Here is a 24,022-nt window from a genome sequence, read left to right as displayed (position 1 = left end):
GGATCTGAAGGGGCGGGGAGCGTCAGGCTGCGCGGATCGGCTGGGCGGCGAGTGCCGCGGGGGCGTCGTCCGCGGCGAGGTAGCGGGCGCGCATCGGGCGAAGCAGGAACATGGCCAGGGCCGCCGCCGTGACGTTGAGCACGATGATCAGCGTGAACACAGCCGACCAACCGTAGGCCGCCGAGAGCAGGCTGGCGAAGGGCACGAGGAAGGCGGCGGTACCCTTGGCGGTGTAGAGCAGGCCGGCATTGCTGGCGGCGTATTTCGAGCCGAACGTGTCGCCGCAGGTCGCCGGGAACAGCGAGTAGATTTCGCCGAACACCCCGAAATACACGGCGGTCGCCAGGACGAACACCATCGGGTTGTGGCCGTAGGTCAGGAGCACGATCACCGCCGCCGCCGCCGTCGAGAAGGCGATGAACATCGTGTTCTCGCGACCGATATGGTCGGACACGAAACCGAAGAACGGCCGGCCGAACCCGTCGAAGATCCGGTCGAGGGAGATCGCCAACGTCAGCGCTGCCATCTGGAGGCCGAACAGGCTGACCGGAACGCCGGCCACCTGGAAGTCGTGGGCGATCGGGGCGATCTGCGCCGCCGCCATCAGGCCCCCGGAGGCGACCATCACGAACATCGCGTACATCACCCAGAAGACCGGGGTGCGCACCGCCTCACGGGGGCTGCGGTCGACCTTGGTCTGGGGCAGGCGCAGGCTCTTGCGCTGGACCGGCGTGATCGTCGACGGCTTGCGCAGCAGGAAGGCGAGCACGAAGACCACGACGCCCTGTCCGATGCCGAAATACAGGAAGGCGTCCTGATAGCCGCTGTTGGCGATCATCCGGGCGATCGGCACCACCGTGATGGCGGCACCCGCGCCGAAGCCGGCCGCCGTGGCACCGGCCGCGAGGCCGCGGCGATGGGGGAACCATTTGAGCGCGTTGCCCACGCAGGTGCCGTAGACCGAGCCGGCGCCGATGCCGGCGATCACCGCCCCGAGGTACAGCATGAACAGGCTGTCGGCGTAGGCGTCGATCGTCCAGGCCAGGGCGATCATCACGCCGCCGAAGGCGACCACGATCTTCGGGCCGTAGCGGTCGACGAACCAAGCCTCGACCGGCACCAGCCAGGTCTCGGTGGCGACGAACAGCGTAAAGGCGAGCTGGATCGCGGCCCGGCCCCAGTGGTAACGCTGGTCGATCGGATCGACGAACAATGTCCAACCGTATTGGAGGTTGGCGATCATGGCCATGCAGATCACGCCGAAGGCGAGCTGCCACCACTTCGCCGACGGCGAATCCTGGCGTTCCATCCCTAAGCCTCTCTTGGGCGGCGCGGCCTTAGGCGGCGGCGTCTCGTGCGCCTCTGATCATGCACATCCGTTCCAGGCATGCAATATACCAGTGTGGTACGGACAGGATGAACTGTCAGGGCGGCGATATTATGCCGTTTGGCTGGCATAGGGAATCGGCCCCCAGGCACCCAGGGTGGGCTGATCCGTCGGGCGCAAGGTTTCGTCGAGGGCAGGGATGCCCGCTGTTTCAGCCGGGATGTTGATTAGTGCGCGCGTGGCTGCCCAGTCGGGCCCAGCCTCGACCGCCGCTAGGGCGTTGTCGTCCAATCCCGTGACCTTCCCGCGGTCGAGCCTGAGGATTGCCCGGCCGGTTTCAGCCTGCACGAAACGGATGGTTGCCATTCGGCGCAGGCATTCGCGCAGGAACCCGGTATTGGCAGCCGCCGACAGGTCCGCGCCCTTGAACACCGCGTCGGGGCCGCGCGCGAAGATATCGACCTTTCGGAAACGGTCGATATCGATCAGCCCCTTCACGTCGAGGATATTCAGGATACCGTCGGCCCAGAACGCGATGGTGCGCGGGCGCTCGCCGAGCGGCACGCTGTTATCCAGAAACTCGCAGACCACCTGCTTGTCGCGCGCCAACGCCCAGTTGAAGAACAGGCGTGGCATGCCCGTGTAGGCTTCGACATTGTGGGCCAGCAGATCCTCCACCGCCTTGTAGCGGCCGAACATCTCGCCCCGCTGCCACGCACGTTCCACGGTGTCGGCCGGGGGCGTCACCATGAACTGCATGTAGACCCGGTCGCCGAACCGGGTGAGCAACTGGCCACCCCCGTCCGAGCCGGCCTCGGCCTGGAAACTGTCGAACCGGAACCGGTCGATCAGCAGGTTCGAGATCCGCCGCTCGGCCGCCTTGCGGGTCACGTAGCGGTCGAGCTTCATATCGATGATCTCGACCTCGTAACCCGTCAGCGTTCCGGCATAGCGGGCGGCTTCCCCGAGGCTGTCGTAAGCGAGGAGGTATTTGCGCCAGACATCGGGGGTGATCACCGCGAAGTCGGACCACGCCATGCCGAGGCGCCGGGCGAGGCCCAGCTGATAAGGGCGGATCGTGCTCTTGCCCGAGGCCGAGGCGCCCTTGACGTTCATCACCACGGGGTGGTGCTGGGCCGCGAGCCGGCGATAGCCGCGAGCCTCGACCACGGTCGCGATCCAGGGTTCGATCATTTCGCCGATGCGCCGGCTGCCGTAGCCGTTGGAGACCAGCGTCCCGGCAAGGCTGCGCAGAAGGCTGGGGTCGCGGATCAGCGTGTTCTGTCGGGCGATCAGGCCCGATACGACCGCGCGCAGCGCCTCGCAGGCGGCGATCTCGAGACCGTCGCCCGCCTCCGAAGTCCGCCGCTGCCACGCTTCGATATGGTGCAAGGCCCGGGTCGCACGGTCAACGCGTGGCGCCTCGACCGCTGGCGGGCGTCGGCCGAGCATCCGGTCGAGCCAGCGCGGCTCCGGTGGAGGAGGGGCCGGCGGATCGTCGAGAATGGCGGCGATCTCGCGGGTGAGCACCGAATCGGCTTCAGCTCGGATCCGTGTCAGGGCGGCTTCCACCTCGCTGAGGCGGGGTTCGATCCCGTCGCGCAGGATCGTGGCGACGATCGCGCGAAAATTCACGCCGAGATCGGCGTAGACCGCGCCCACCGGAACGGAGAGATCCGACATGACCCGGATCAACACCTCGTGGACGACGAGACGGCTCGGCCGGAAGCGCGTGAGCTGCCGGGCCGGCAAGCCGCACAGGTCGCTGAGATCGAAGGCGTCGCGCAGCGGCGTCTCGACATGCTCCGGGCGGTAGACGGTGACGAGGGGCAGGAAAGCGGCGGGCAGGTCGGAGCGGACGCCCGGGTTCCAGGGTCCGATGGGCGGTTCTGGTGTAAGGGCCGCTCGATCACTCATCCGCGCGTCTCCCTTCCCACTCTGCGGGGGAGGGTGGACGGACCGTCAGGCCGGGTCGGGCGAGGGGAATCCGGGTTTTGAACGAGCGCGACCTGCCTGACGGGCGGCGCTCAGTTACGCGCCGTCGCTCCCCTCTCCCCACGCCCTTCAGGGGCCGCCCCTCCCCGCAGAGGGGGGAGGGAGGGCACGTCGCAGATCGGGTGAGCAGGCTGGACAAACCCGCTCGGCTCACCGCCCGTGCAGGCAGGTGATGAGTCTCAGAAAACCTTCTGAAACCAGCCATGGGCATCGTTGGTGTTGCCCCGCTGGATATCCACGAGCAGGTTCCGCAGCTGCTGCGCCACCGGCCCCGCCTTGCCGTTCCCGATGGTGAAGCTCTCCTCCCGGCCCTTCACGGTGCCGATCGGCGTGATCACCGCCGCAGTCCCGCAGGCGAAGGCCTCGGTCAGGCGCCCCTCCCGGACGTCGGCGCGCCATGCGTTGATCGTATAGGGCTCCTCCTTGACGGTGAGTCCGGATTCGCGTGCCAGGGTCAGGACGGAATCGCGGGTGATGCCGTGCAGGATGCTGTCCGAGAGCGGCGGGGTCACCAGCGTGCCGTCCTCGAACACGAAGAACACGTTCATGCCGCCGAGCTCCTCGATGTAGCGGCGCTCGACCGCATCGAGGAACACCACCTGCTCGCAGCCCTGCGCGGCCGCCTCCGATTGCGCGGCGAGGCTCGCGGCGTAGTTGCCGCCGCACTTGGCCGCGCCGGTGCCGCCCGGAGCCGCCCGCGTGTAGTGTTCCGACACCCAGACCGTGACGGTGCTGTTCGGATCCTTGAAGTACGAGCCCACCGCCGACGCGATGGTCAGGAACAGGTATTCCGAGGCCGGCTTGACCCCCAGGAACGCCTCCGTGGCGATCATGAACGGCCGGAGATAGAGGCTGCCATCCGCCGTGTCCGGGATCCAGGCGCGATCGATCTCGACGAGCTTGTGCATCGCCTCGACGAAGGCATCCTCCGGAAAGGGCGGGATCGCCAAGCGCTCGGCCGAGTGGCGGAAGCGGCGCGCGTTGGCGTCCGGCCGGAACAGGGCGGCTCCGCCGTCTGCCGTGCGGTAGGCCTTGAGACCTTCGAAAATCTCCTGCGCGTAGTGCAGCACCGCGGCGGCGGGATCGAGCGGGATCGCCTCGCGGGCCTGGATCCGCGCATCGTGCCACCCGCGTCCGGCCGAATAGCGGGCAATCACCATGTGGTCGGTGAACACCTTGCCGAAGCCGGGATTCGCCATGAGCGCGGTCCGCTCCTCGGCACTCCGCGGATGGGGGTGGCTTTTGATCTCGAACGTCAAGTCGTTCACGGTAGGGTCCTCGTCGACTGAGGCTCTTATGGCGCGCTCCGGCGCGCGAATCTACGGAGCCGGCGCATGACGGTGTCGCCGATCATGCGAGTCAGTCCGCCGGCGCAGGCTCCGACAGCTGCAGACGGTGCAGGCGGGCATAGGCCCCGCCTGACGCGAGCAGCTCGTCGTGCCGCCCGGTCTCGATGACGCGACCGGCCTCCATCACGACGATCTGATCGGCGTCACGCACGGTCGAGAGGCGATGGGCGATCACCAGGGTGGTGCGGCCGCGCATCAGCCGGATCAGCGCCTCCTGGACCAGTCGCTCCGACTCGGAATCGAGGGCCGATGTCGCCTCGTCGAGGAGCAGAATCGGCGCATCCTTGAGGAAGGCGCGGGCCAGCGCCACCCGCTGCCGCTCGCCGCCGGAGAGACGGCCGCCGCCCGGGCCGACCTGGAAGTCGTAGCCCTCCGGCAGGGCCGAGACGAACCCATGCGCCGCGGCCGCGCCCGCAGCCGCCTCGATCTCCGCGCGGGAGGCGCCGGGGCGGCCGAAGCCGATATTGGCCGCGATCGTATCGTCGAACAGCACCACCTCCTGCGAGACCACCGCCACCGCGGCGCGCAGCGAGGCCAGGGTCACGGCGCGGACATCCTGACCGTCGATGGTCACCCGGCCCTCGACCACGTCGTAGAGCCGGGGCACGAGGTTGAGCAGCGAGGATTTGCCGGAGCCGGAGCGCCCGACCAGCGCCGTCACCGAACCGCCTGGGACCGTGAGATCGATCCCTTCCAGCGCCGGCGCATCCGGCCGATAGCGGAAATGGAGGCCTTCGTAGCGGATCGCCCCGGAGGTCATGGTCAGCGGCCGGGCATCGGGCGACTCGCGGATGGCGGGGGCCTCGTCCATCACATCGAAGTAGCGACGCAGCGCGGCTGCTGCCTCCTGTAGGATCGCGTTGAGATTGCCCAGCGCCCGGGCCGGCTGGGCCGCGAGCAGCAGGGCCGCGACGTAGCCGGTGAAGTCGCCGACCGTCTTTTCCCCCGCCAGCACCCGCTGACCGACCAGGACCAGCACCCCCGCCACCGCGATGCCGCCGCCGATCTCCAGCAGCGGGTCGAGGCGCCCGCGGGCGTTGGCGGCCTTCATCTTGAGGCGGCGCACCTCGTCGAGGGCCTGCGCGGCGCGGCCCTTCAGGTAGGGCTCCATCGCGTAGGTCTTGGCGATCCGGGCACCCTGGAGGCTCTCGGAGATCAGGCTGGCAGTGGCACCCATCTGCTCCTGCGTCGAAGTCGAGACCCGCCGGAGTTTTTTTCCGATGCGCCCGATCGGCCCGGCCACGAACGGCACCGCCACGCCGGCCACGAGCGTCAGCACCGGATCCATCCAGAGCAGCGCGGCCACGAGGCCGATCAGCATGGCGATGTCGCGCAGCAGCACCGTCGAGATGCGGGTCAGCGCCTCCTTGATGAAGGCGAAGTCCGTGGTGAAGCGCTGCGTCAGGGCCGCCGGGCTCTCGCGGCCGAGCTGCGCGAGGTCGGAATCGATCAGATGGCCGTACAAAGCCGCCTGCATGTCGGCCTCGACGCGGGTGACGACCCGGTTGGTCAGCACGGTCTGACCGTAGAGCGCAAAGCCGCGGGTGGCGGTCACGACGATCACCACCAGCGGCCCATACGCGACCGCCGCCGCGTCCTTGCGGTCGAAGGCGTCGAAGGCCGCCTTGATCAGCGCCGGGTAGAGTCCCGTCGAGGCGCCGACCAGCGCGATCAGCACGAGCACCACCGCGAGGGTGGCCCGGTGCGGATAGAGCCAGATGCGCCAGAGCCGGGCGAGGAGCGGAGCCGTGTCGCCGGGGAGGCGCGCCATGAAATCTACCGGATCGGATCAGCGCCATCCTCCGGCAGGAGGCGTCGCGGCAGCGGGTTTGCCGCCGCCGCCGCCGCGGATCAAGGTTTTTGGGTCAGTGGTCGTCGTGCCGGCCGTGATCGTCGTCGTGGTCGTGATGCCGGCTGCCCCGCATCCCGTGGCCGCCCATCGGCCGGGCGAGGATCATGGCGCGCCGTTTCTGATCCGCGTCCAGGCTCGCGTAGAGCGGCTGAGAGGCGTCGGCGAGCTTGCGCAGGGCTTCGCCACGCGCCGTGGCGGCATCCGCCATCGCGCGAAGGGCGGCCGGGGCGTCGTCCGCGAACCGGGGTCGGTCGCGCATCAGCGCGCGCCGCTGCTGGCGCAGCTTGGCCATGTCGCGGATCGCGGTTTCGACCGGCGGCCACAGCTTCTCCTGATCGGCACTGAGTTTCAGGCCGGCATGGAGGGCGGCGATCCGGGCATCCGTGAATGCGGCTCGATCCTCGGGGCTGAGGGCACTCCAGCGGCCATGGCCCCGGAACCCGTCCGGCCCGTGATCGCGGGCGGCCGCGGCGCCGGTCAGTCCAAGGCCGAGGGCACCGGTCACCAGGAGGACGGCTCTCAAACGTCGGGACATGGCAATCTCCGTATCACGGCGGGACGCCGGCGGACCTGCCGCGATGACGCCCGACGCCACCCATCGAACGCCCGGCGTGTATCCCGCTTGTGTATGTAACAATGTTACACTAATGGCGGGACGCGGTGTACCGACGGGACGTGAGGCGACGCGCGGGATGGCGGGACAGATCCAGACGTTGGCCCGGGTACTCATCGGCCTCGCGATCCTCACTCTGAATGTCGGCATCGCGGGGCCGGCCAGTGCGGCGTCGGACGCAAGCCCCGTGCGGGCGGTGGCGAGCTTCTCGATCCTGGGCGACCTTGTCCGGGCGGTCGGCGGCGAACGGGTGGTCGTCTCCACCCTGGTGGGGCCGAATTCCGATGCCCACGGCTTCAGCCCGACCCCGGCCGACGCGCGTAAGCTCGCCGAGGCCGACATCGTGGTCGTCAACGGGCTCGGGTTGGAGGGCTGGCTCGACCGGCTGATCCGGGCCTCGGGCACGCATGCGCCGGTCGTGGTCGCCTCCGCCGGGGTGAAACCGATCCTCGCCGAGAACGAGCACGCCCGTGGCGCCGGGCATGCGCACGGCGACCGCGCGGCGGATCCGCATGCCTGGCAGAGCATCGCCAACGTGCGGATCTATGTCGCCAACATCCGTGATGGCCTCGTGAAGGTCGATCCGGCCCGTGCCGACGCCTACCGGGAAGCGGCTTCGGCCTATATCGCCGAACTCGATGTCCTGGAGCGAGAGGTCCGCACCACGATCGACGGCATCCCGCCGGAGCGTCGCCGGATTATCACCACCCACGATGCCTTCGGCTACTTCGCCGCGTCCTACGGCCTGCAGTTCCTGGCGCCGCAGGGTATTTCCACCGACAGCGAGGCGAGCCCTCGCGACGTGGCGGAGATCATCCGGCAGATCCGCCGGGATCAGATCCCCGCCGTGTTCCTCGAGAACATCAGCGATCCTCGGCAGATGGAGCAGATCGGCCGGGAGAGCGGCGCCCGGATCGGCGGCAAGGTCTATTCCGACGCGCTTTCCGGACCGGATGGCAAGGCGCCGACCTATCTCGACATGATGCGGGCGAACCTGCGTGCCTTCGCGGCGGCCCTTTCGCCGCACTGAGTCGACGTGCGCCCCGACCTGCGGCGCCTCGCCCGCGGCGCGACGGGCATGACATAGCGTAAACCGGCGGTTAAGAGGCCCCCTCTAGCCTTACGTAACGGGTGCCAGCCGATCCTCGTCCGCGGGGGCTCAGGGCCTTGGGGCCTTGTCGGATCGCGCAGCTCGGAGATCGCGTGGCTTGGGGGCCTGACCGCTGGCGCTTCTATCGGCTCGTCGCGCGCGAGGGCGTGCGCGCGATCCGTGCGGCGGGCGCCAGCCTGACCGCCCCGCCCGACCTCCTCGCCCGGATGCGGGTGACCGGGCTGGTGATCGCCCCGCAGGACCTGCGAACCTCCGACGCGACCTTCGCGGACGACATCTATGCCGGGCTGTTCGTCTTCGCCGGGCGCTCGCTCGCGGCGAGCGGCGGCTCGCCGTTCGACTATGCGCCCCCCTCGCCGGAATGGGCCGACGAGCTTTACGGCTTCGGCTGGCTGCGCCATCTGCGCGCCGCCGACACGGCCCTGGCCCGGGCCAACGCCCGCGCCTTCGTCGCCGACTTCATCGCCGGACGGGGCGACCCGGGGCTGGCCCGCCAGACCCCGGTGGCGGCCAGACGGCTGATCTCGTTCCTGTGCCAGTCGCCCCTCGTGCTGGAGGGGGCCGACCACGCCTTCTACCAGAGCTTTCTCAAGGCGATCGCCCGCAACGCCCAGCAGTTGGAACGCGACCTGCGGCGGGGCGTGCCGCCGCAATGGCGGCTGAACGCGTCCGTTGCGCTCTGCTACGCCGGCTTGTGCTGTGACGGCATCCAGCCGATCCTCCGGCGTGCGACCCGAGTCCTGTCGCGGGAACTCGATCGCCAGATCCTCACCGATGGCGGCCACCGCTCGCGCGACCCGCGCTTCGCCATGGAGTTGCTGCTCGATCTGCTGCCGTTGCGCCAGAGCTATCTGAGCCGCAGCGTGGAGCCGCCCATGGCGCTGCTGCGCGCTATTGACCGGATGCTGCCGCTCCTGCGTCTCCTGCGCCATCCGGACGCCTCGCTCAGCCACTTTAACGGCATGGGCGCCACCGATGCGGATCACCTCGCGACCCTGCTGGTCTATGACGGCGCACTCGCCCAACCGCTGATGCACGCGCCGAATTCGGGCTACGAGCGCCTGGAGGGCGGCCGGATCGTGATCGTGGCCGATGTCGGCGCGAGCCCGCCCCTGCCATACTCGGTCAATGCCGGAGCGGGTTGTCTCGCCTTCGAGATGTCGAGCGGGCCGCAACGGATCGTGGTCAATTGCGGCCTGCCGGCAAGTGGGCCGGACCTGCGTCTGCTGGCCCGCTCGACGCCCGCCCATTCCACGGCCTCCGTGGCCCGCGCCTCCTCGTGCCGCTTCCTCACGCGCAGCGGCTGGTGGGGCGAGCGACAGCTCGCCGACTGGCTGATCCGGCGGCGCGGTCCCGTTGTTCTGGGCGGCCCGTCGAAGGTCGAGGCCGAGCGGGCCGAGGACACCGACAGTATGCTGCTCGCGGCCCGGCACGACGGCTTCGCAACCGATTTCGGGATCGTCCATGAACGCCGCTGGCAACTCTTCCCCATGGCGGCACGCCTGGAGGGCCGCGACGCGTTCCTGCGCCAAGGCAAGGCCGGCAGCCGGGCGCGCCGCCGCGCCCAGGATGTAGCGATCCGCTTCCATCTCCATCCCGGCATCGCCGTGCGCGGAGTGCCTGAGGGGCTGGAACTCGCCTCGGCGCTCGGCGAGATCTGGCAGTTCCAGGCAGAGAATGCCGAGATCGCGCTGGAGGAGAGCGTCTATTTCTCCGGGCTCACCGGGCCCCGCCGCACCGATCAGATCGCCCTCCACCTTACCGTCTCCGAGGATGTCGAGGTGCGCTGGAGCTTCACGCGGCTCGCTTCGGCCCCGTTGCGGGGCGTGGCGCCGGCCTGACGGATGGCTGGCCGGGCTCCCCGGTTCCATGCTACCGCGCGACGAAATCTCGAATGTCCGGCACGAAACCATGGCCCACGATCAGGTGCGGATCTCCCGCGCGCTCCTCTCGGTCTCCGACAAGACCGGCCTCGTCGACTTCGCCCGGGCGCTGCAGGCCCGCGGGATCGCGCTGGTTTCCACCGGCGGAACCCACCGCGCCCTGCAGGAGGCGGGTCTCGCGGTGACCGAGGTCGCCGACCTGACGGGTTTCCCGGAGATGATGGACGGGCGGGTCAAGACCCTGCACCCGGCTGTGCATGGCGGGCTGCTGGCGATTCGCGACAATCCCGAACATCAGGCTGCGCTCGCCGCCCACGGGATCGGTGCAATCGATCTGCTCGTGGTCAACCTCTACCCGTTCGAGGCGACGATCGCGGCCGACCGTCCCGATGCCGACTGCATCGAGAACATCGATATCGGCGGCCCGGCGATGATCCGCGCGGCGGCCAAGAATCATGCCGACGTGGCCGTCGTCACCGACGTTTCGGATTATGCCGCCGTGCTCGTCGCGTTGGAGGCTCATGACGGGGCCATCGGGGCCGACATGCGTCGTCGCCTCGCGCAGAAGGCCTTCGCCCGCACGGCGGCCTACGACGCGGCCATCGCCAACTGGATGGCGGGCCGCTTCGGCGCCGAAACGCCAGCCCCGTTCCGCGCTGTCGGGGGCACCCTGGCGCAGGGGCTGCGCTACGGCGAGAATCCGCATCAGACGGCCGCCTTTTATCGCGCCCCGGGCAAGCCCCGTGCGGGCGTAGCGACCGCCCGGCAGCTCCAGGGCAAGGAGCTGTCGTACAACAACTTCAACGACACGGACGCCGCCTACGAATGCGTCGCCGAGTTCGATCCGGCCCGCATGGCTGCGGTGGCGATCATCAAGCACGCCAACCCGTGCGGCGTCGCCGAGGGGGCGAGCCTGATCGAGGCCTACGAACGGGCGCTGAGCTGCGACCCGACCTCGGCATTCGGCGGGATCGTGGCGCTCAACCGGACGCTCGATGCTGAGGCGGCGGAAAAGATCGTCGAGATCTTCACCGAGGTGATCATCGCGCCGGACGCGACGCCCGAGGCCGCCGCGATCGTCGCGGGCAAGAAGAACCTGCGTCTGCTGCTCGCCGGCGGCGTGCCCGATCCGCGGGCGCCCGGCGAGGTCGTGCGGTCACTGGCTGGCGGGCTGCTCATCCAGGGCCGGGACGCGGCCGTGGTCGACGACATGCCGCTCCAGGTCGTCACCAAGCGTGCGCCGACCGAGGCGGAACTCGCCGATCTGCGCTTCGCCTATCGGGTCGCCAAGCACGTGAAGTCCAACGCCATCGTGTACGCCAGGGGCGGCGCCACGGTCGGGATCGGCGCCGGGCAGATGTCGCGAGTCGATTCCTCGCGCATCGCCGCCTGGAAGGCTGCGGAGGGGGCGAAACGCCTCGGCCTGTCCGAGAGCTTGGCCGTCGGTTCCGTCGTGGCGTCCGATGCCTTCTTTCCGTTCGCCGACGGCCTGATGGCGGCGGCGGAAGCGGGGGCGACGGCGGTGATCCAGCCCGGCGGCTCCATGCGCGATGCCGACGTGATCGCGGCGGCCGACGCGGCGGGCCTCGCCATGGTCCTCACGGGACATCGCCATTTCCGGCATTGACCGCCTTCGGCGGCCCCGGCAGCCTGTCCGGGTGGGCGATCGAAGCTGACCCGGTCGACGGCCAGGCGTTAACGATTCCCTCAGTTTGACCGGCGGACGACGATGTGTGGACCGGGCGTGCATTCTGCTGGCGGCCAACGGTTCGTGATTGGGCAATAGCCGATCAGACGCCGTCTCTACCAATCAGCAGTGCATCGAAAGCATCGCGGCAGATCTCTTCAGCGTCGCACGCCGAGCTGTCGATGGTTGTGCTCGCCTGAGCCTGGGGTTGATGCCAGAAGTTCATCACGTCATCATCGTGAGGATCGATGCAGGATGATCGCGCATAGCATCACCTCAAACGGATCCAGTCTGGGTGGCGAGATGCTTGTTGCTGTCATGGTGTTCGTGGTCGGATGGTTTGTCGGTCGAGCCTGCACGGCCGTGGTTTTGGCCATGACATCGTCCGTCATCATGCTAACATCGATGGGCATGTTTATTACAACGTACGGTCTCGACGTGCTTCATATAATGATTACGTTGGGTTACCTTGGCGCGCATCAATCCGGTTATCTGCTGGGCGCCTACATGAGCGGATACCAGCAGGACAACTGATCGCGCGGGACCGTCACCACCACCAGACCGGGTGGCCTGCGATGCGGTTGATAGCTAACCATAAGACGATCGTCGTCAGGGGCCACAATATTACAAATAGAAGCGGCGGTTTTGTGCCACCTTTGCGGAGCAATGACGTGGGGACAAGCTGCACGTCTCGAATCCTGACATTTCGTTCATTGGGAGCGCCGTTCTCAGCCGGATACCGAATAAAGGCCCCGGAGGTTTCTGGCCAGAAATACGAGAATTAGTTAACGAAGCCAAATACCCGACCGGCTACTAACCTTCACCCGCTCGTTGGCGTTCGGAAGAGAAGGATCACTGCGGTTCACCGGGCCAAATACGATTTCAATGTTGTCTTCATCATCTTCGTTTTATATTTGTGCGTTTAATACAAATCCTGTCATCGTCCTGGGGCGTGAGCTCGAACTCAGGGGAGCGATAGGATGCCGCATGCCCCCGGCGGCATGGGCGGGGCCGATCTTGGAGCTCGACCCCGCCGCGCGAACCGACGCTTCAAACGACAACGCCCGGGCTGCGCGAGCCGCCCGGGCGTTGTCGACCGTCAGGGCTGGCCCGGGGGATCAGCCATCCGCGAAGATGTCGCGATCCTTGGTTTCCGGCACGAAGAGGACGCCGATGATCACCGTCGCGACCGCGATGACGATCGGGTACCAGAGGCCGAAATAGATGTCGCCGGTCTGCGCCACCATGGCGAAGGCGGTCGCTGGCAGCAGGCCGCCGAACCAGCCGTTGCCGATATGGTAGGGCAGCGACATCGAGGTGTAGCGGATCCGGGTCGGGAACAGCTCGACCAGCATGGCCGCGATCGGGCCGTAGACCATCGTGACGAACAGCACGAGGATGAACAGCAGGCCGATCACCGTGGCGACCTGCGGCCGGAAGATGTCGAAGGGATTCGCCATCTTCACGATTTCCGGGTCGCCGGCCTTCGGGTAGCCAGCCGCCTGGAGCGCGGCGGCCGTGGCCGTGTTGGCCTCGACATTGCCGCCCTGCGGGTAGGGGATCTCGGTGCCGTTGACCCGGATCGTGGCCGGCTGGCCGGCCGCACCGGCGGCGGTGGTGTAGCGCACGGAGGACTTCGCCAGGAAGTCGCGGGCGAGGTCACAGGGTGCCGAGAACACGCGGGTGCCGACCGGGTTGAACAGCGTCCCGCAGGCTGCGGGATCGGCCGTCACCGTTACCGTCACCGACTCGATGGCGGCTGCAAGCTTCGGATTGGCCGCCGCGGTGATGCCCTTGAAGATCGGGAAGAAACTCGCTGCCGCGATCGCGCAGCCCGCCAGGATGATGACCTTGCGGCCGATCCTGTCGGACAGCCAGCCGAACACCACGAAGAAACCGGTGCCGAGCAGCAGCGACCATGCGATCAGGAGATTCGCCGTATAGCCATCCACTTTCAGGATCGATTGCAGAAAGAACAGCGCGTAGAACTGGCCTGTGTACCAGACCACGCCCTGGCCGGCGACGAGGCCGAACAGGGCGATGAGCGCGAACTTCGCGTTCCGCCACTGGCCGAAGGCTTCGGTGAGTGGCGCCTTGGAGGTCTTGCCCTCCGCCTTCATTTTCTTGAAGGCCGGCGATTCGGAGAGCTGGAGCCGGATCCACACCGAGACGCCGAGCAGCAGCACCGAGACCAGGAACGGGATGCGCCAGCCCCACTCGGCGAAGGCGGCCTCGCCCGTGAAGCTTCGGGTTGCCAGGATCACCAGCAGCGACAGGAACAGGCCGAGCGTCGCGGTGGTCTGGATCCAGCTCGTGTAGAAGCCGCGCCGGCCGTTCGGGGCATGCTCGGCCACGTAGGTCGCAGCGCCTCCGTACTCGCCGCCGAGGGCCAGACCCTGCGCGAGCCGGAGCACGATCAGGATGATCGGCGCCGCGATGCCGATCGTGGCGGCGTTGGGCAGCACGCCGACGATGAAGGTCGACAGGCCCATGATCAGGATCGTGACCAGGAAGGTGTACTTGCGCCCGACGAGGTCGCCGATGCGGCCGAACACCAGGGCGCCGAATGGGCGGACAATGAACCCGGCCGCGAAGGCCAGCAGGGCGAAGATATCGCGCGTCGCTGGCGGGTAGGCCGAGAAGAACTGGGCGCCGATGATCGCGGCGAGGGATCCGTAGAGGTAGAAATCATACCACTCGAACACGGTGCCGAGCGAAGACGCGAAGATGACCCGCTTCTCGGCCGAACTCATCGGTCGCGCCGCCTCACCCGCCCGCGGAACTGCGGTCGCCATAGCCATGATCAACCCTTCCCAACACCATGGGCCTGTCGGCATTTCACCGGCGGCATCGGATGTCTCTCCATTCTCGCCTTGCGCGAGATGCAGATCACCTATGCGTTATAGGAAGCGTGGCCCGGGTCAATTGGTAAAGCGTTTGTGATCGAGCCCATCAACATGGCCGGTCGCGGATCGTCACACACCGTCTGGGAAAACAGGAAGGGCGCGGCCTTCGCCGCGCCCTCCGGGTCCCGTCCAGTGCCGTGTGACGGTCAGTGCGCGTGCGCGCCGGACGCTCCGATGCCGGTCTCAGAGCGCACGTACTGAGCCTCGAAGGCCGCCCGCTCACGCTGAGCCCGCCGGGATTTGTCCATCAGCGACACCACCCAGATCGTCGCGAAGGCCAGCGGCATCGAGAACAGGGCCGGGTTGTCGTAGGGGAACAACGGGGCGGGGTGGCCGAAGGTCGTCACCCAGACGGCCTTCGACAGAACCACCATGGTGACCGCCGAGATTAGGCCGACGAGGCCGCCGGTCAGCGCCCCCCAGGTGGTCGTGCCGCGCCACAGGATCGACATGGCAAGCACCGGGAAGTTGCAGCTCGCCGCGACCGCGAAAGCCAGGCCGACCATGAAGGCCACGTTCTGGTTCTCGAACACGTAGCCGAGGTAGATCGCCACGAGGCCGATCACCACCGCCGAGAACTTCGAGAGGTTGACCTCATGCTTCTCGGTGGTGCGCCCGCGGGCGATCACCTGGGCGTAGAGATCGTGGCTGATCGCCGAGGCGCCGGCGAGGGTCAGGCCGGCGACGACCGCGAGGATCGTCGCGAAGGCCACCGCCGAGATGAAGCCCAGGAAGTACGGGCCGCCGACCGCGTTGGCCAGATTCACCGCCACCATGTTGGTGCCGCCGATCATGTCCTTCAGCTTGTCGAAGGCACCGGCGGGACCGAGCTTGAAGTAGCTCGGATCCGACATCAGCAGGGCGATGCCGCCGAAGCCGATGATGAAGGTGAGGATGTAGAAGTAGCCGATCAGGCCGGTGGCGTAGAACACCGATTTGCGCGCGGCCTGGGCGTCCGAGACGGTGAAGAACCGCATCAGGATATGCGGCAGGCCGGCGGTCCCGAACATCAGGCCGACGCCGAGGGAGAGCGCCTCGACCGGGTTCGACACGAGCCCGCCCGGAGCCATGATGGCATCGCCCTTCGGATGGACCTGCACGGCGCTGGCGAACAGCACCTCCGGGTTGAAGCCGTATTTGAGCAGCACAGCGCCGGCCATGAAGGTCGCGCCGCCGAGCAGCAGGCAGGCCTTGATCACCTGCACCCAGGTGGTCGCCTTCATGCCGCCGAAGGCCACGTAGACGATCATCAGCACGCCGACGATGATCACCGCATAGAGGTAGGGCAGTCCGAACAGGAGCTGGATCAGTTTGCCCGCGCCGACCATCTGGGCGATCAGGTAGAACGCCACCACCACGAGGGTGCCCACCGCCGAGATGATGCGGATCGAGGTCTGATCGAGGCGGAAGCTCGCTACGTCGGCGAAGGTGAACTTGCCGAGATTGCGCAACCGCTCCGCGATCAGGAACAGCACGATTGGCCAGCCGACCAGGAAGCCCGTCGAGTAGATCAGCCCGTCGAAGCCCGACGTGTAGACGAGGCCCGAGATGCCCAGGAAGGAGGCCGCCGACATGTAGTCGCCGGCGATCGCCAGCGAATTGGTACCCGCCGAAATGCCGCCGCCGGCGGCGTAGAAGTCGGCCGCCGACTTGGTGCCCTTGGCCGCCTTGTAGGTGATGCCGAGCGTCAGCAGCACGAAGAACAGGAACATCAGGATGGCCGGCCAGTTCGTGGCCGATTGCTGAACGGCGCCGAGATCCGGGCCGGCCGCGTAGGCTGCGCTGGCCGCGACGGCGGCGAGGGTCAGCCCAAGGAGAAGGCGGTTCATCGGCCAAAGCTCCGCTTCAGGGCGTCGCTGAGCGCGTCGAAACGCGTATTGGCCCGGGCCACGTAGATGCCGGTCAGCAGGAAGGCGAACAGGATCACGAACACGCCGACGAAGAGCCCGAGCGAGGCGGTGCCACCGACCTTCACGGCCAGCAGCGACTTGTCGAAGGCAATGAGGCCGATGAAGCCGAAATAGACGATCAGCATCAGGACCGTGAGCGTCCAGGCGAAGCGCGTGCGCTCGCTCACCAGCTGCTGGAATTCCGGGGACCGGGCGATCCGCGCAACCTGCGGATCCTGATCTGTCCCGAGGGTGGCTGTCCCCGGGGGTGCCGGGCGTCCCCGGGCGCCGAGTGTCGTGCCGCTGCTCATGACCGTTCCTCCCGCGAGGGCTCTCCGGCCCCCGGGTTCATCGCGTTGAAGATTCGTGGTTCTTGTTGGAGGTGGGCGCCGGACCGGCATCCGCCTCGATGAAGTCCCGCGCCGCCGTCTCGGAGGCGCGGGCACGATCAGGCCCGGTTCTGCCGGTTCTCGATCAGGTCATCGACCACCGCCGGCTCCGCCAGCGTCGAGGTGTCTCCGAGCGAGCCGAAATCGTCCTCCGCGATCTTGCGCAGGATCCGGCGCATGATCTTGCCCGAACGGGTCTTGGGCAGGCCCGGCGCGAACTGGATCAGGTCGGGCGAGGCGATCGGACCGATATCCTTGCGGACCCAGGTCACGAGCTCCTTGCGCAGCGCGTCATCGCCCTCCTCGCCGTCGTTGAGGGTCACGTAGGCGTAGATGCCCTGGCCCTTCACATTGTGCGGGTAGCCGACGACCGCGGCTTCTGCAACTTTAGGATGAGCAACCAGCGACGATTCCACTTCGGCTGTACCCATCCGGTGGCCCGAGACGTTGATGACATCATCGACCCGACCGGTGATCCAGTAATAGCCGTCGGCGTCGCGCCGCGCCCCGTCACCGGTGAAGTATTTGCCAGGGTAGGTCGAGAAGTAGGTCTGCTCGAACCGCTCGTGGTCGCCGTAGACGGTGCGCATCTGGCCCGGCCAGGAATCGGCGATGCAGAGATTGCCCTCACAGGTGCCCGCCAGGACCTTGCCCTCCGCATCGACCATCTCCGGCTTCACGCCGAAGAAGGGCCGCGTCGCCGAGCCGGGCTTGAGCGCGGTGGCGCCCGGGAGTGGCGTGATCAGGATGCCGCCGGTCTCGGTCTGCCACCATGTATCGACGATCGGGCAGCGCTTGTCGCCGACGACGTTGTAGTACCAGTCCCAGGCTTCCGGGTTGATCGGCTCGCCGACCGAGCCCAGGACCCGCAGCGACGCCCGCGAGGTCTTCTTCACCGGACCCTCACCGCCGCCCATCAGCGAGCGAATCGCCGTCGGCGCAGTGTAAAAGATGTTGACCTTGTGCTTGTCGATCACCTCCCAGAACCGGGAGCTCGACGGATAGGTCGGGATCCCCTCGAACATCAGCGTCGTCGCGCCGTTCGCGAGCGGCCCGTACACGATGTAGCTGTGGCCGGTCACCCAGCCGACATCGGCGGTGCACCAGTACACGTCGCCTTCGCGGTAATCGAAGACGTATTCGTGAGTCATGGACGCGTAGACGAGATAGCCGCCGGTGGTGTGGACCACGCCCTTCGGCTGACCGGTCGAGCCCGAGGTGTAGAGGATGAACAGCGGGTGCTCCGCGTCCACCGCCGTGGCGGGGCACTCGTCGGTCACCTGCTCGGCAGCCTCGTCGTAATAGACGTCGCGGCCGGGCTCCATCGCGACGTTGCCACCGGTGCGGCGCACCACGACGACGTGGTCGACCAGATCGCCGCCGACGCGCTTGATCGCCTCGTCGACATTGGCCTTCAGCGGCACCTTGCGGCCGCCGCGCAGGCCCTCGTCGGCGGTGATCACCAGCTTGGAGCCACAGCCCTGGATGCGGGAGGCGAGGGAGTCCGGCGAGAAACCGCCGAACACGATGGCGTGGATCGCCCCGAGACGCGCACAGGCGAGCATTGCGTAGGCCGCCTCCGGAATCATCGGAAGGTACAGCGTGACGCGATCACCCTTGCCGACTCCGCGATTGCGCAGGACGTTGGCCATCCGGCAGACCTGCGCGTGCAGCTCCCGGTACGTGATGTGTTTGGATTCATCCGGGTTGTCGCCCTCCCAGATGATCGCGGTCTGGTCGCCCCGGGTTTCCAAGTGCCGGTCGATGCAATTGTGGGCGACGTTGGTCGTGCCGTCCTCGAACCACTTGATCGAGATCTTGCCCGGCTCGAAGCTGGTATTCTTGACCGTGGAGAACGGGCTCATCCAGTCGATGCGCTTGCCGTGCTCAGCCCAAAAAGCGTCAGGATCGGAAATCGACGCCTTGTACATGTCCTGGTACTGGGCGTCGTCGACGTGAGCACCCTCACGCCACGCGGCCTGTACCTCGATGACCTTGCCTTCCATGGCTTTCCATCCCTGCTTGGCGCCCGATCGTATCGCGGTCTGTGCCGCGCAGCCAGGACTTCCAAAGTAACGTAGCCTACACTCTACGCTGGCGATATCATCGTCGTTTCACGCGCCGGGCTGCCGTATCCGCTAAATATATTGGGCGCAATGTAACGTGGTGAGTGAAGGGTTGGCGTTGAGCTGTCAAGCCGAGCGCAGGAAGAGTTTCGGATACGCCCATCCGTATGTTCGAACACCCCGTGCCGGAGAGCGGCTGCTCCGACCCAGGGGAAGCCTCAACCGCCCGCTGCTCGCCGCGTCGGCATGATGATCTCCACCAGCGTGCCGTCCTCGGCCGGCGTCGAGAGCTGAAGCCGGCCGCCATTGGCCTCCACAAGGGCGCGGGGCAGGGCGAGTCCCTCCTCGACATCTCCGGCCAGCTCGGGCGAGGGCCGCGCGGCAGCCCCGGTATGGCGGACCCGCAGGGCGACGGTCGTCAGTTCGGCCGCTCCGGTCGACACGATGATCTGACCGCCGGCCGCCGAACGCCGGATCGCGTTCTCGATGATCAGGGCCGCGGCGCGGCTCACTGAGCGCTCGTCGGCTTCCAGTTCCGCAAGATCGCTGGAGAAACTCGTGCGCACGACGATGCGACCGCGAGCCGCCTGCGCCTGGAGTTGCGCCACGCATCCGGCTGCGACGTCGTTGAGATCCAGACGGCGGGGTTCGAGGTGCAGGGCGCCGGCCTCCACGGCCGCGAGGTCCAGGAGCTTTCCGACGCGTTCGAGCATCCGGTCGCCGGACGCCTTGATCTCGGCGAGGCCGGCGCGGTAACGCGCGTCGCCGAGGGCGCCGAACGGCTCCTTCAGCATCGCGTCGGCGAGTTCGATCATAGCCGGCAGCGGTTCGCGGACCGCACGATCCAGCCGGGCCAAGGCCGTGCCGGCGCCGTTCGAAGCCTCCCGATCCAGGGTTTCCGAGGTCCCAAGCACACGGGGCCGGTTCGCGACTTCAAGAATGGCGACCAGACGGCCATCCCCCGCCGCCGTCTTGACATCGAGAGTCACAGGCACGCCCCCGAGCGTCACGCGGCGTGGGCCTCCCACCACACCGCGCAGGGCATCCGCGACGGTCAGCACGCAATCCCGATCGAACTGCGCAACGAAGCTGCCGCCCACGATCTCCCGGGGCTCGCAGCCGAACAGGGTTGCGGCGGCGCGGTTCACCGCCACGATCCGCCCCGCCTGATCGAGCATGACGATGCCGCTATCGAGCGCATTCAGGGCAGCCTCGGCACTGAGGGCCCGCTCGGCCTGGGCGGCGCGGGCAAGGCGCTCGGCCGTCAGGGCGGTGGCCGCATCGGCCTCGTCGACCGGTCGAACAATCAGAGAGGCAGCCGGCTCGCCGGCCCAGCTGCCCGCACCGCTCAGGATTTCGACCGGCCGGGTCTGTCCGTCGGCACAGGTGACGGCCGTCAGGCGCGGCGCCGCCTCCGGTGCGTCCGGCACCAGCGCGCCGGGAAGCAGGCCGCCCAGTCCGCGCCCGGACAGGGCTGGGAGGTCGGCGTCTCCCGTGATCGCCAGGAGCCTGCGGTTTGCGGCGAGGATCACCCCATCCCGATGCATCAGGGCCGGAAGCGGCAGACCGTTCAGGACGTCGTTGGAGGATGCAGCGCCGCCGCGACCGTCACGCGATTCCGATAGGGCCGTCTGCGGGCCCGGGAACGGCATGACGGCGCCGCCCTCGGGCCTGGGCGCGGTCTGTTCAGAGCCCGCTTCATCGCCGGCATAGCGCGCACCGAGCGCCCGCGCGATCTCACGGAACGCGGCGTGCTCGTCCGTCGACAGAGCGGTCGCGGCCGGCTCCGGCCCGGCTGTCGCGGCATGGCCGGGCTCGGACAGCAATACGACGGGATCCGCCGCGGGCGGAGGCGGGGGCTCGGATCGTTCGGGCAATGCGTTCGCCACCGGCTCCGCCGCCGGAGCCGGCAGTCCGCGAATCAGACCGAAGCCGGCGAAGCCCGCGAAGGCGGCCTCGCCACGGCCGATTGGAGCGCCCGACAGCTCGACGCGGCACGGCCCGGCCCCGGCATCCAGCACCGCCGGCTCGCCCCGGAACGTCTTCCGGTCGCGCAGCGCCGCCAATGCCCCGTCCGCCCCCGATATGCCACCGGCTGCGGCGAGATCCTGTAAGCGCTGCCCGACGAGGCCGGCCAGGATGTCAGGCCCTGTGAACAGGGTGACAGTGCCGGCGGGGTCGAGCCGCCACAGGAAGCGATCCCCCCGGACGGGCGCCGGGGCCTGGGCCGGTGCCGGTGCGGCCTCAGGCTGGCGCTTGCGGGCCCGCGGGCTCACCGGTCCCGTGAGCGCCACCAGAATGACCGGGGTTCCGTCGTCCTGCCGACCGCGCGCGAGCCAGCAAAGCGTCGGCGGCGCGATCCGGCGCGGATCGAGCCGAAGCCGCGCGAGCCGGGGCGTGGAATCGTCGGGGGCCGCTGAAGCGATCTGCCGGCACAGGGTGGCCAGACTGGAGCCCGCCAGAGCCTCCGACAGGGTACGCGCCGCCTCGGAGGCGTGCAGGATCCGCCCGCCCACCGCATCGAACACGAGATGAACAGCATCTGGCCCGGCGAGCGCGGGCGACAGGTTCGGCAGCCGCTTCCAGGCCGTGAAGGCCGCGGCGAGGCCGCGCTCACGCTCCGGGTCGGCCGGTATCAATGTCGTCTCCAAAGCTCGCGACCTCGAACCCAAACGCGATCCGACGTTCCTCTCACCGAGAAACGCAGACGACCCGCGCCCTTTGTAAACGCTCTCTCGCGGACGCGCTAAATCTTCGCAACGACCGTCACACGTTTACGTTATGTCAACCTTAACGCCAGTGGCGCGGCTGGCATATGGCCGCGAATCGGTTATTGTGCACTGCACAAACAGCCATCCACAGGCAGAAACGAGAGGAGACGACACATGGCCAATCCCCCGAACTACGAAGTCCCGGCCGAGATGCGCGATATGGCCGAGAAGAGCGTCGAGCAGGCCCGCAAGGCGTTCGACAGCTTCATCGGCGCGGCCCGCCGTACGGCTGACACGGTCCAGGGTTCCGCCGAGCTCGCGCGCACCAATGCCCGTGACGTCTCCACCCGCGGCTTCGAGTATGCCGAGCAGAACGTGAACGCGGCCCTGGACCTCGCTCAGAAGCTGGTTCGCTCCCGCGACATGCAGGAGGCGATGCAGCATCAGGCCGAGTTCGTGCGCAGCCAGTTCGCTGCCATCCAGGCGCAGGCCAAGGAGTTCAGCGGCCTGGCGCAGAGCGCGATGCAGCAGGGTGCCGAGCGTGCCAAGTCGGCCATGCAGCAGGGTGCCGACGAGGCCCGCAAGGCCATGGAGCAGGGCCAGGACGCCGCCAAGCAGACCGCGCAGAATGCGCAGGACGCCGCCGAGCGCGCCAGCCACTAACATCGCCACCGCGCGATGATCATGCGGCCCGCTGCCGGTTACCGGTGGCGGGCCGTCTCGTTTTTGCCCGTATTGCCACCGAGAGCCGCCCGGCGGACGAGATGCCGTCCGCATCGAGCGAAGGATTTTTGCGATGCGCCGCGCTGTCTCCGGGCCTCCGCGCCTGCGTGATGCTGTCCGCCTCACGATCGCCGCCCTGGCGCTCGCCGCCGCCCTGCCCGGCCCGGCGGCACGGGCGCAGTATGTCGATGGCCCTGCCTATGAGGATCCGGGTTACGAGCGCGGCTACCGTCGTCCGCCGCGCCGGGTCGAGCGCGGGCCCGTCGGCTTCAATTGCGACGCGATCCAGCAGGGCATCACCGGGCCGAAGCCGTTCTCCTGTCCCCTGCCGGGGCCGCGGCCCCTCGGCGTGCGCTGCTTCTGCGATCTGCCGATCGCCTCCTTCAGCCCGCCCCAGACCGCCGTCGGCCACGTCGTACCGTAGGGCAGGCCCACCCGCGAACGAATGCCCTGGAACGACACGGCCGCGGCGTCCGGCATGGACGCCGCGGCCTGGTCGATTCCAGACGGACCGGCCGCAGCCGGACCGGCGTTTTCAGTTCAGAACCACGACCTTGGCGCCGACCTTCACCCGCTCGTACAGGTCGGTGACGTCCTCGTTGGTCATGCGGATGCAACCCGACGAGACCGCCTGGCCGATCGTATCCGGCTCGTTCGAGCCGTGGATGCGGTACTCGGTGTGGCCAATATACATGGCGCGGGCGCCGAGCGGGTTCTCGATGCCGCCAGCCATGTAGCGCGGCAGGTCGGGGCGGCGGGCGATCATGGCCTTCGGGGGCGTCCACGACGGCCATTCGCGCTTGGCCGTGATGGTGTTCGTGCCGCTCCAGCTGAAGCCCGGGCGACCGACGCCGACGCCGTAGCGGATCGCCTCACCGTTTCCCGTCACAAAGTAGAGCCGGCGCTCGGCGGTGGAGACCACGATCGTGCCGGGGGCGTAGGGTGCGTTGAACGCAACGACTTCCCGCGGGATCGGCTGGACCTGGGCCTGCGGCGCGGCCTGAACGCCCTGGCCGTAACCCGGGACATAGGTGCCCTGGTAACCGTATGGGCCCTGATCCTGGTAGTACGTGTCGGCGTCTCCGCTCCCGAAGGGATCGTAGGACGACGCAGCAAGGACGGGCGTTGCGGCAAGAACAGCCGAGCCGAGCAGCGCGGCGAGAGCGGTGACCGTGGTCTTCATGGGTGGCCTGCCTGTGCAATAACCTTTTCCATTACAAGCGTGAGCATAGGCGACCAGTTCCACACAACCGCCACGATTTCGGTGCGCGGCGGAATACGCAGGCCGTTTCACCCGTGCTGGTTAATCAGATCACCTCATCGGTGTGCACGTCGAAGCGGGCGAGATGGGCATAGCCGAAATTGGTCGAGATCGCGCAGTCGGTCGCGTCGCGGCCGCGGGCCATGACGATGCGGCCGATGCGGGGGCGGTTGTGGCGGGCGTCGAACGTGTACCAGCGCGGGCCGGACGGCCCGTCGAGGTAGGCCTCGAACCACGCGGAGAAATCCATCGGCGCCGGA

General features: G+C 68.0%; 18 protein-coding genes and 1 pseudogene. 6 read left to right on the top strand and 13 right to left on the bottom strand.

What is annotated here, in order from left to right:
• Positions 1–22: 22 nt before the first annotated feature.
• The 5 genes from oxlT to MKK88_RS25480 form a co-directional block, all read right to left on the bottom strand.
• On the bottom strand, positions 23–1,309 hold the full coding sequence (gene oxlT / locus MKK88_RS25500) for an oxalate/formate MFS antiporter (RefSeq protein ID WP_244004768.1): 1,287 nt from the start codon (positions 1,307–1,309) through the stop codon (positions 23–25).
• Positions 1,310–1,438: 129 nt separating this feature from the next.
• The gene (locus tag MKK88_RS25495; protein ID WP_244004766.1) at positions 1,439–3,244 is read right to left on the bottom strand and encodes a zeta toxin family protein; all 1,806 of its coding nucleotides are present in this window, start codon (positions 3,242–3,244) and stop codon (positions 1,439–1,441) included.
• 257 nt (positions 3,245–3,501) lie between these two features.
• On the bottom strand, positions 3,502–4,590 hold the full coding sequence (locus tag MKK88_RS25490; protein ID WP_313902346.1) for a branched-chain amino acid aminotransferase: 1,089 nt from the start codon (positions 4,588–4,590) through the stop codon (positions 3,502–3,504).
• Between the two features lie 91 nt (positions 4,591–4,681).
• On the bottom strand, positions 4,682–6,442 hold the full coding sequence (locus MKK88_RS25485) for an ABC transporter ATP-binding protein (protein WP_244004764.1): 1,761 nt from the start codon (positions 6,440–6,442) through the stop codon (positions 4,682–4,684).
• A 94-nt stretch (positions 6,443–6,536) separates the two neighbouring features.
• Positions 6,537–7,058: a Spy/CpxP family protein refolding chaperone gene (locus tag MKK88_RS25480; RefSeq protein ID WP_244004762.1), complete on the bottom strand. Its 522-nt coding sequence runs from the start codon at positions 7,056–7,058 to the stop codon at positions 6,537–6,539.
• Positions 7,059–7,215: 157 nt separating this feature from the next.
• On the opposite strand from MKK88_RS25480, the gene MKK88_RS25475 reads away from it, so the two are divergent.
• From MKK88_RS25475 to purH, 3 genes are all read left to right on the top strand, one after another.
• Positions 7,216–8,166 (top strand): metal ABC transporter substrate-binding protein, encoded by a 951-nt coding sequence (locus MKK88_RS25475; RefSeq protein ID WP_244004759.1) that lies wholly within the window; start codon positions 7,216–7,218, stop codon positions 8,164–8,166.
• A gap of 173 nt (positions 8,167–8,339) precedes the next feature.
• On the top strand, positions 8,340–10,088 hold the full coding sequence (locus MKK88_RS25470) for a heparinase II/III family protein (RefSeq protein ID WP_244004757.1): 1,749 nt from the start codon (positions 8,340–8,342) through the stop codon (positions 10,086–10,088).
• A gap of 70 nt (positions 10,089–10,158) precedes the next feature.
• Positions 10,159–11,757, top strand: coding sequence for a bifunctional phosphoribosylaminoimidazolecarboxamide formyltransferase/IMP cyclohydrolase (gene purH / locus MKK88_RS25465; protein ID WP_244004755.1), 1,599 nt, complete (start codon positions 10,159–10,161; stop codon positions 11,755–11,757).
• Positions 11,758–11,920: 163 nt separating this feature from the next.
• Here the strand turns inward: purH and MKK88_RS33950 are convergent, their stop codons facing one another.
• Positions 11,921–12,046, bottom strand: a complete 126-nt coding sequence (locus tag MKK88_RS33950; protein ID WP_279602532.1) for a hypothetical protein — start codon at positions 12,044–12,046, stop codon at positions 11,921–11,923.
• A 26-nt stretch (positions 12,047–12,072) separates the two neighbouring features.
• Here MKK88_RS33950 and MKK88_RS25460 point away from each other — a divergent pair, with 26 nt between their 5' ends.
• Positions 12,073–12,351 carry a hypothetical protein gene (locus MKK88_RS25460; protein ID WP_244004753.1) on the top strand — a complete coding sequence of 93 codons (279 nt, stop codon included), beginning with the start codon at positions 12,073–12,075 and terminating at the stop codon, positions 12,349–12,351.
• A gap of 584 nt (positions 12,352–12,935) precedes the next feature.
• On the opposite strand, the gene MKK88_RS25455 is transcribed toward MKK88_RS25460, so the two are convergent.
• The 5 genes from MKK88_RS25455 to MKK88_RS25435 all read right to left on the bottom strand — a co-directional run bounded on the left by MKK88_RS25455 (position 12,936) and on the right by MKK88_RS25435 (position 21,706).
• Positions 12,936–14,618, bottom strand: a complete 1,683-nt coding sequence (locus MKK88_RS25455) for an MFS transporter (RefSeq protein ID WP_409566706.1) — start codon at positions 14,616–14,618, stop codon at positions 12,936–12,938.
• A 251-nt stretch (positions 14,619–14,869) separates the two neighbouring features.
• Positions 14,870–16,552, bottom strand: a complete 1,683-nt coding sequence (locus tag MKK88_RS25450; RefSeq protein WP_244004751.1) for a cation acetate symporter — start codon at positions 16,550–16,552, stop codon at positions 14,870–14,872.
• A complete protein-coding gene (locus MKK88_RS25445; protein ID WP_244004748.1) occupies positions 16,549–16,923 on the bottom strand; it encodes a DUF485 domain-containing protein in 375 nt (124 codons plus the stop codon). The genes MKK88_RS25450 and MKK88_RS25445 overlap by 4 nt, the downstream gene beginning before the upstream one ends.
• A gap of 137 nt (positions 16,924–17,060) precedes the next feature.
• Positions 17,061–19,007, bottom strand: a complete 1,947-nt coding sequence (gene acs / locus MKK88_RS25440) for an acetate--CoA ligase (protein WP_244004745.1) — start codon at positions 19,005–19,007, stop codon at positions 17,061–17,063.
• A gap of 278 nt (positions 19,008–19,285) precedes the next feature.
• Complete coding sequence (locus MKK88_RS25435) at positions 19,286–21,706, bottom strand: PAS domain-containing protein (RefSeq protein WP_244004743.1); 2,421 nt, start codon at positions 21,704–21,706, stop codon at positions 19,286–19,288.
• 246 nt (positions 21,707–21,952) lie between these two features.
• Here MKK88_RS25435 and MKK88_RS25430 point away from each other — a divergent pair, with 246 nt between their 5' ends.
• Complete coding sequence (locus MKK88_RS25430) at positions 21,953–22,441, top strand: phasin (protein WP_244004741.1); 489 nt, start codon at positions 21,953–21,955, stop codon at positions 22,439–22,441.
• Between the two features lie 133 nt (positions 22,442–22,574).
• Positions 22,575–22,925, top strand: a complete 351-nt coding sequence (locus tag MKK88_RS25425) for a hypothetical protein (RefSeq protein WP_244004739.1) — start codon at positions 22,575–22,577, stop codon at positions 22,923–22,925.
• Positions 22,926–23,036: 111 nt separating this feature from the next.
• Here the strand turns inward: MKK88_RS25425 and MKK88_RS25420 are convergent, their stop codons facing one another.
• Positions 23,037–23,684 (bottom strand): L,D-transpeptidase, encoded by a 648-nt coding sequence (locus MKK88_RS25420; protein ID WP_244004737.1) that lies wholly within the window; start codon positions 23,682–23,684, stop codon positions 23,037–23,039.
• A 124-nt stretch (positions 23,685–23,808) separates the two neighbouring features.
• A pseudogene (locus MKK88_RS25415) lies at positions 23,809–24,022 on the bottom strand (transglutaminase family protein); the annotation flags it as partial.

The organism is Methylobacterium sp. E-005 (assembly GCF_022829725.1).
Classification (GTDB): Bacteria; Pseudomonadota; Alphaproteobacteria; order Rhizobiales; family Beijerinckiaceae; genus Methylobacterium.
Note: the sequence above shows the minus strand (reverse complement) of the source record. Positions and strands in the feature narration are given on the sequence as shown.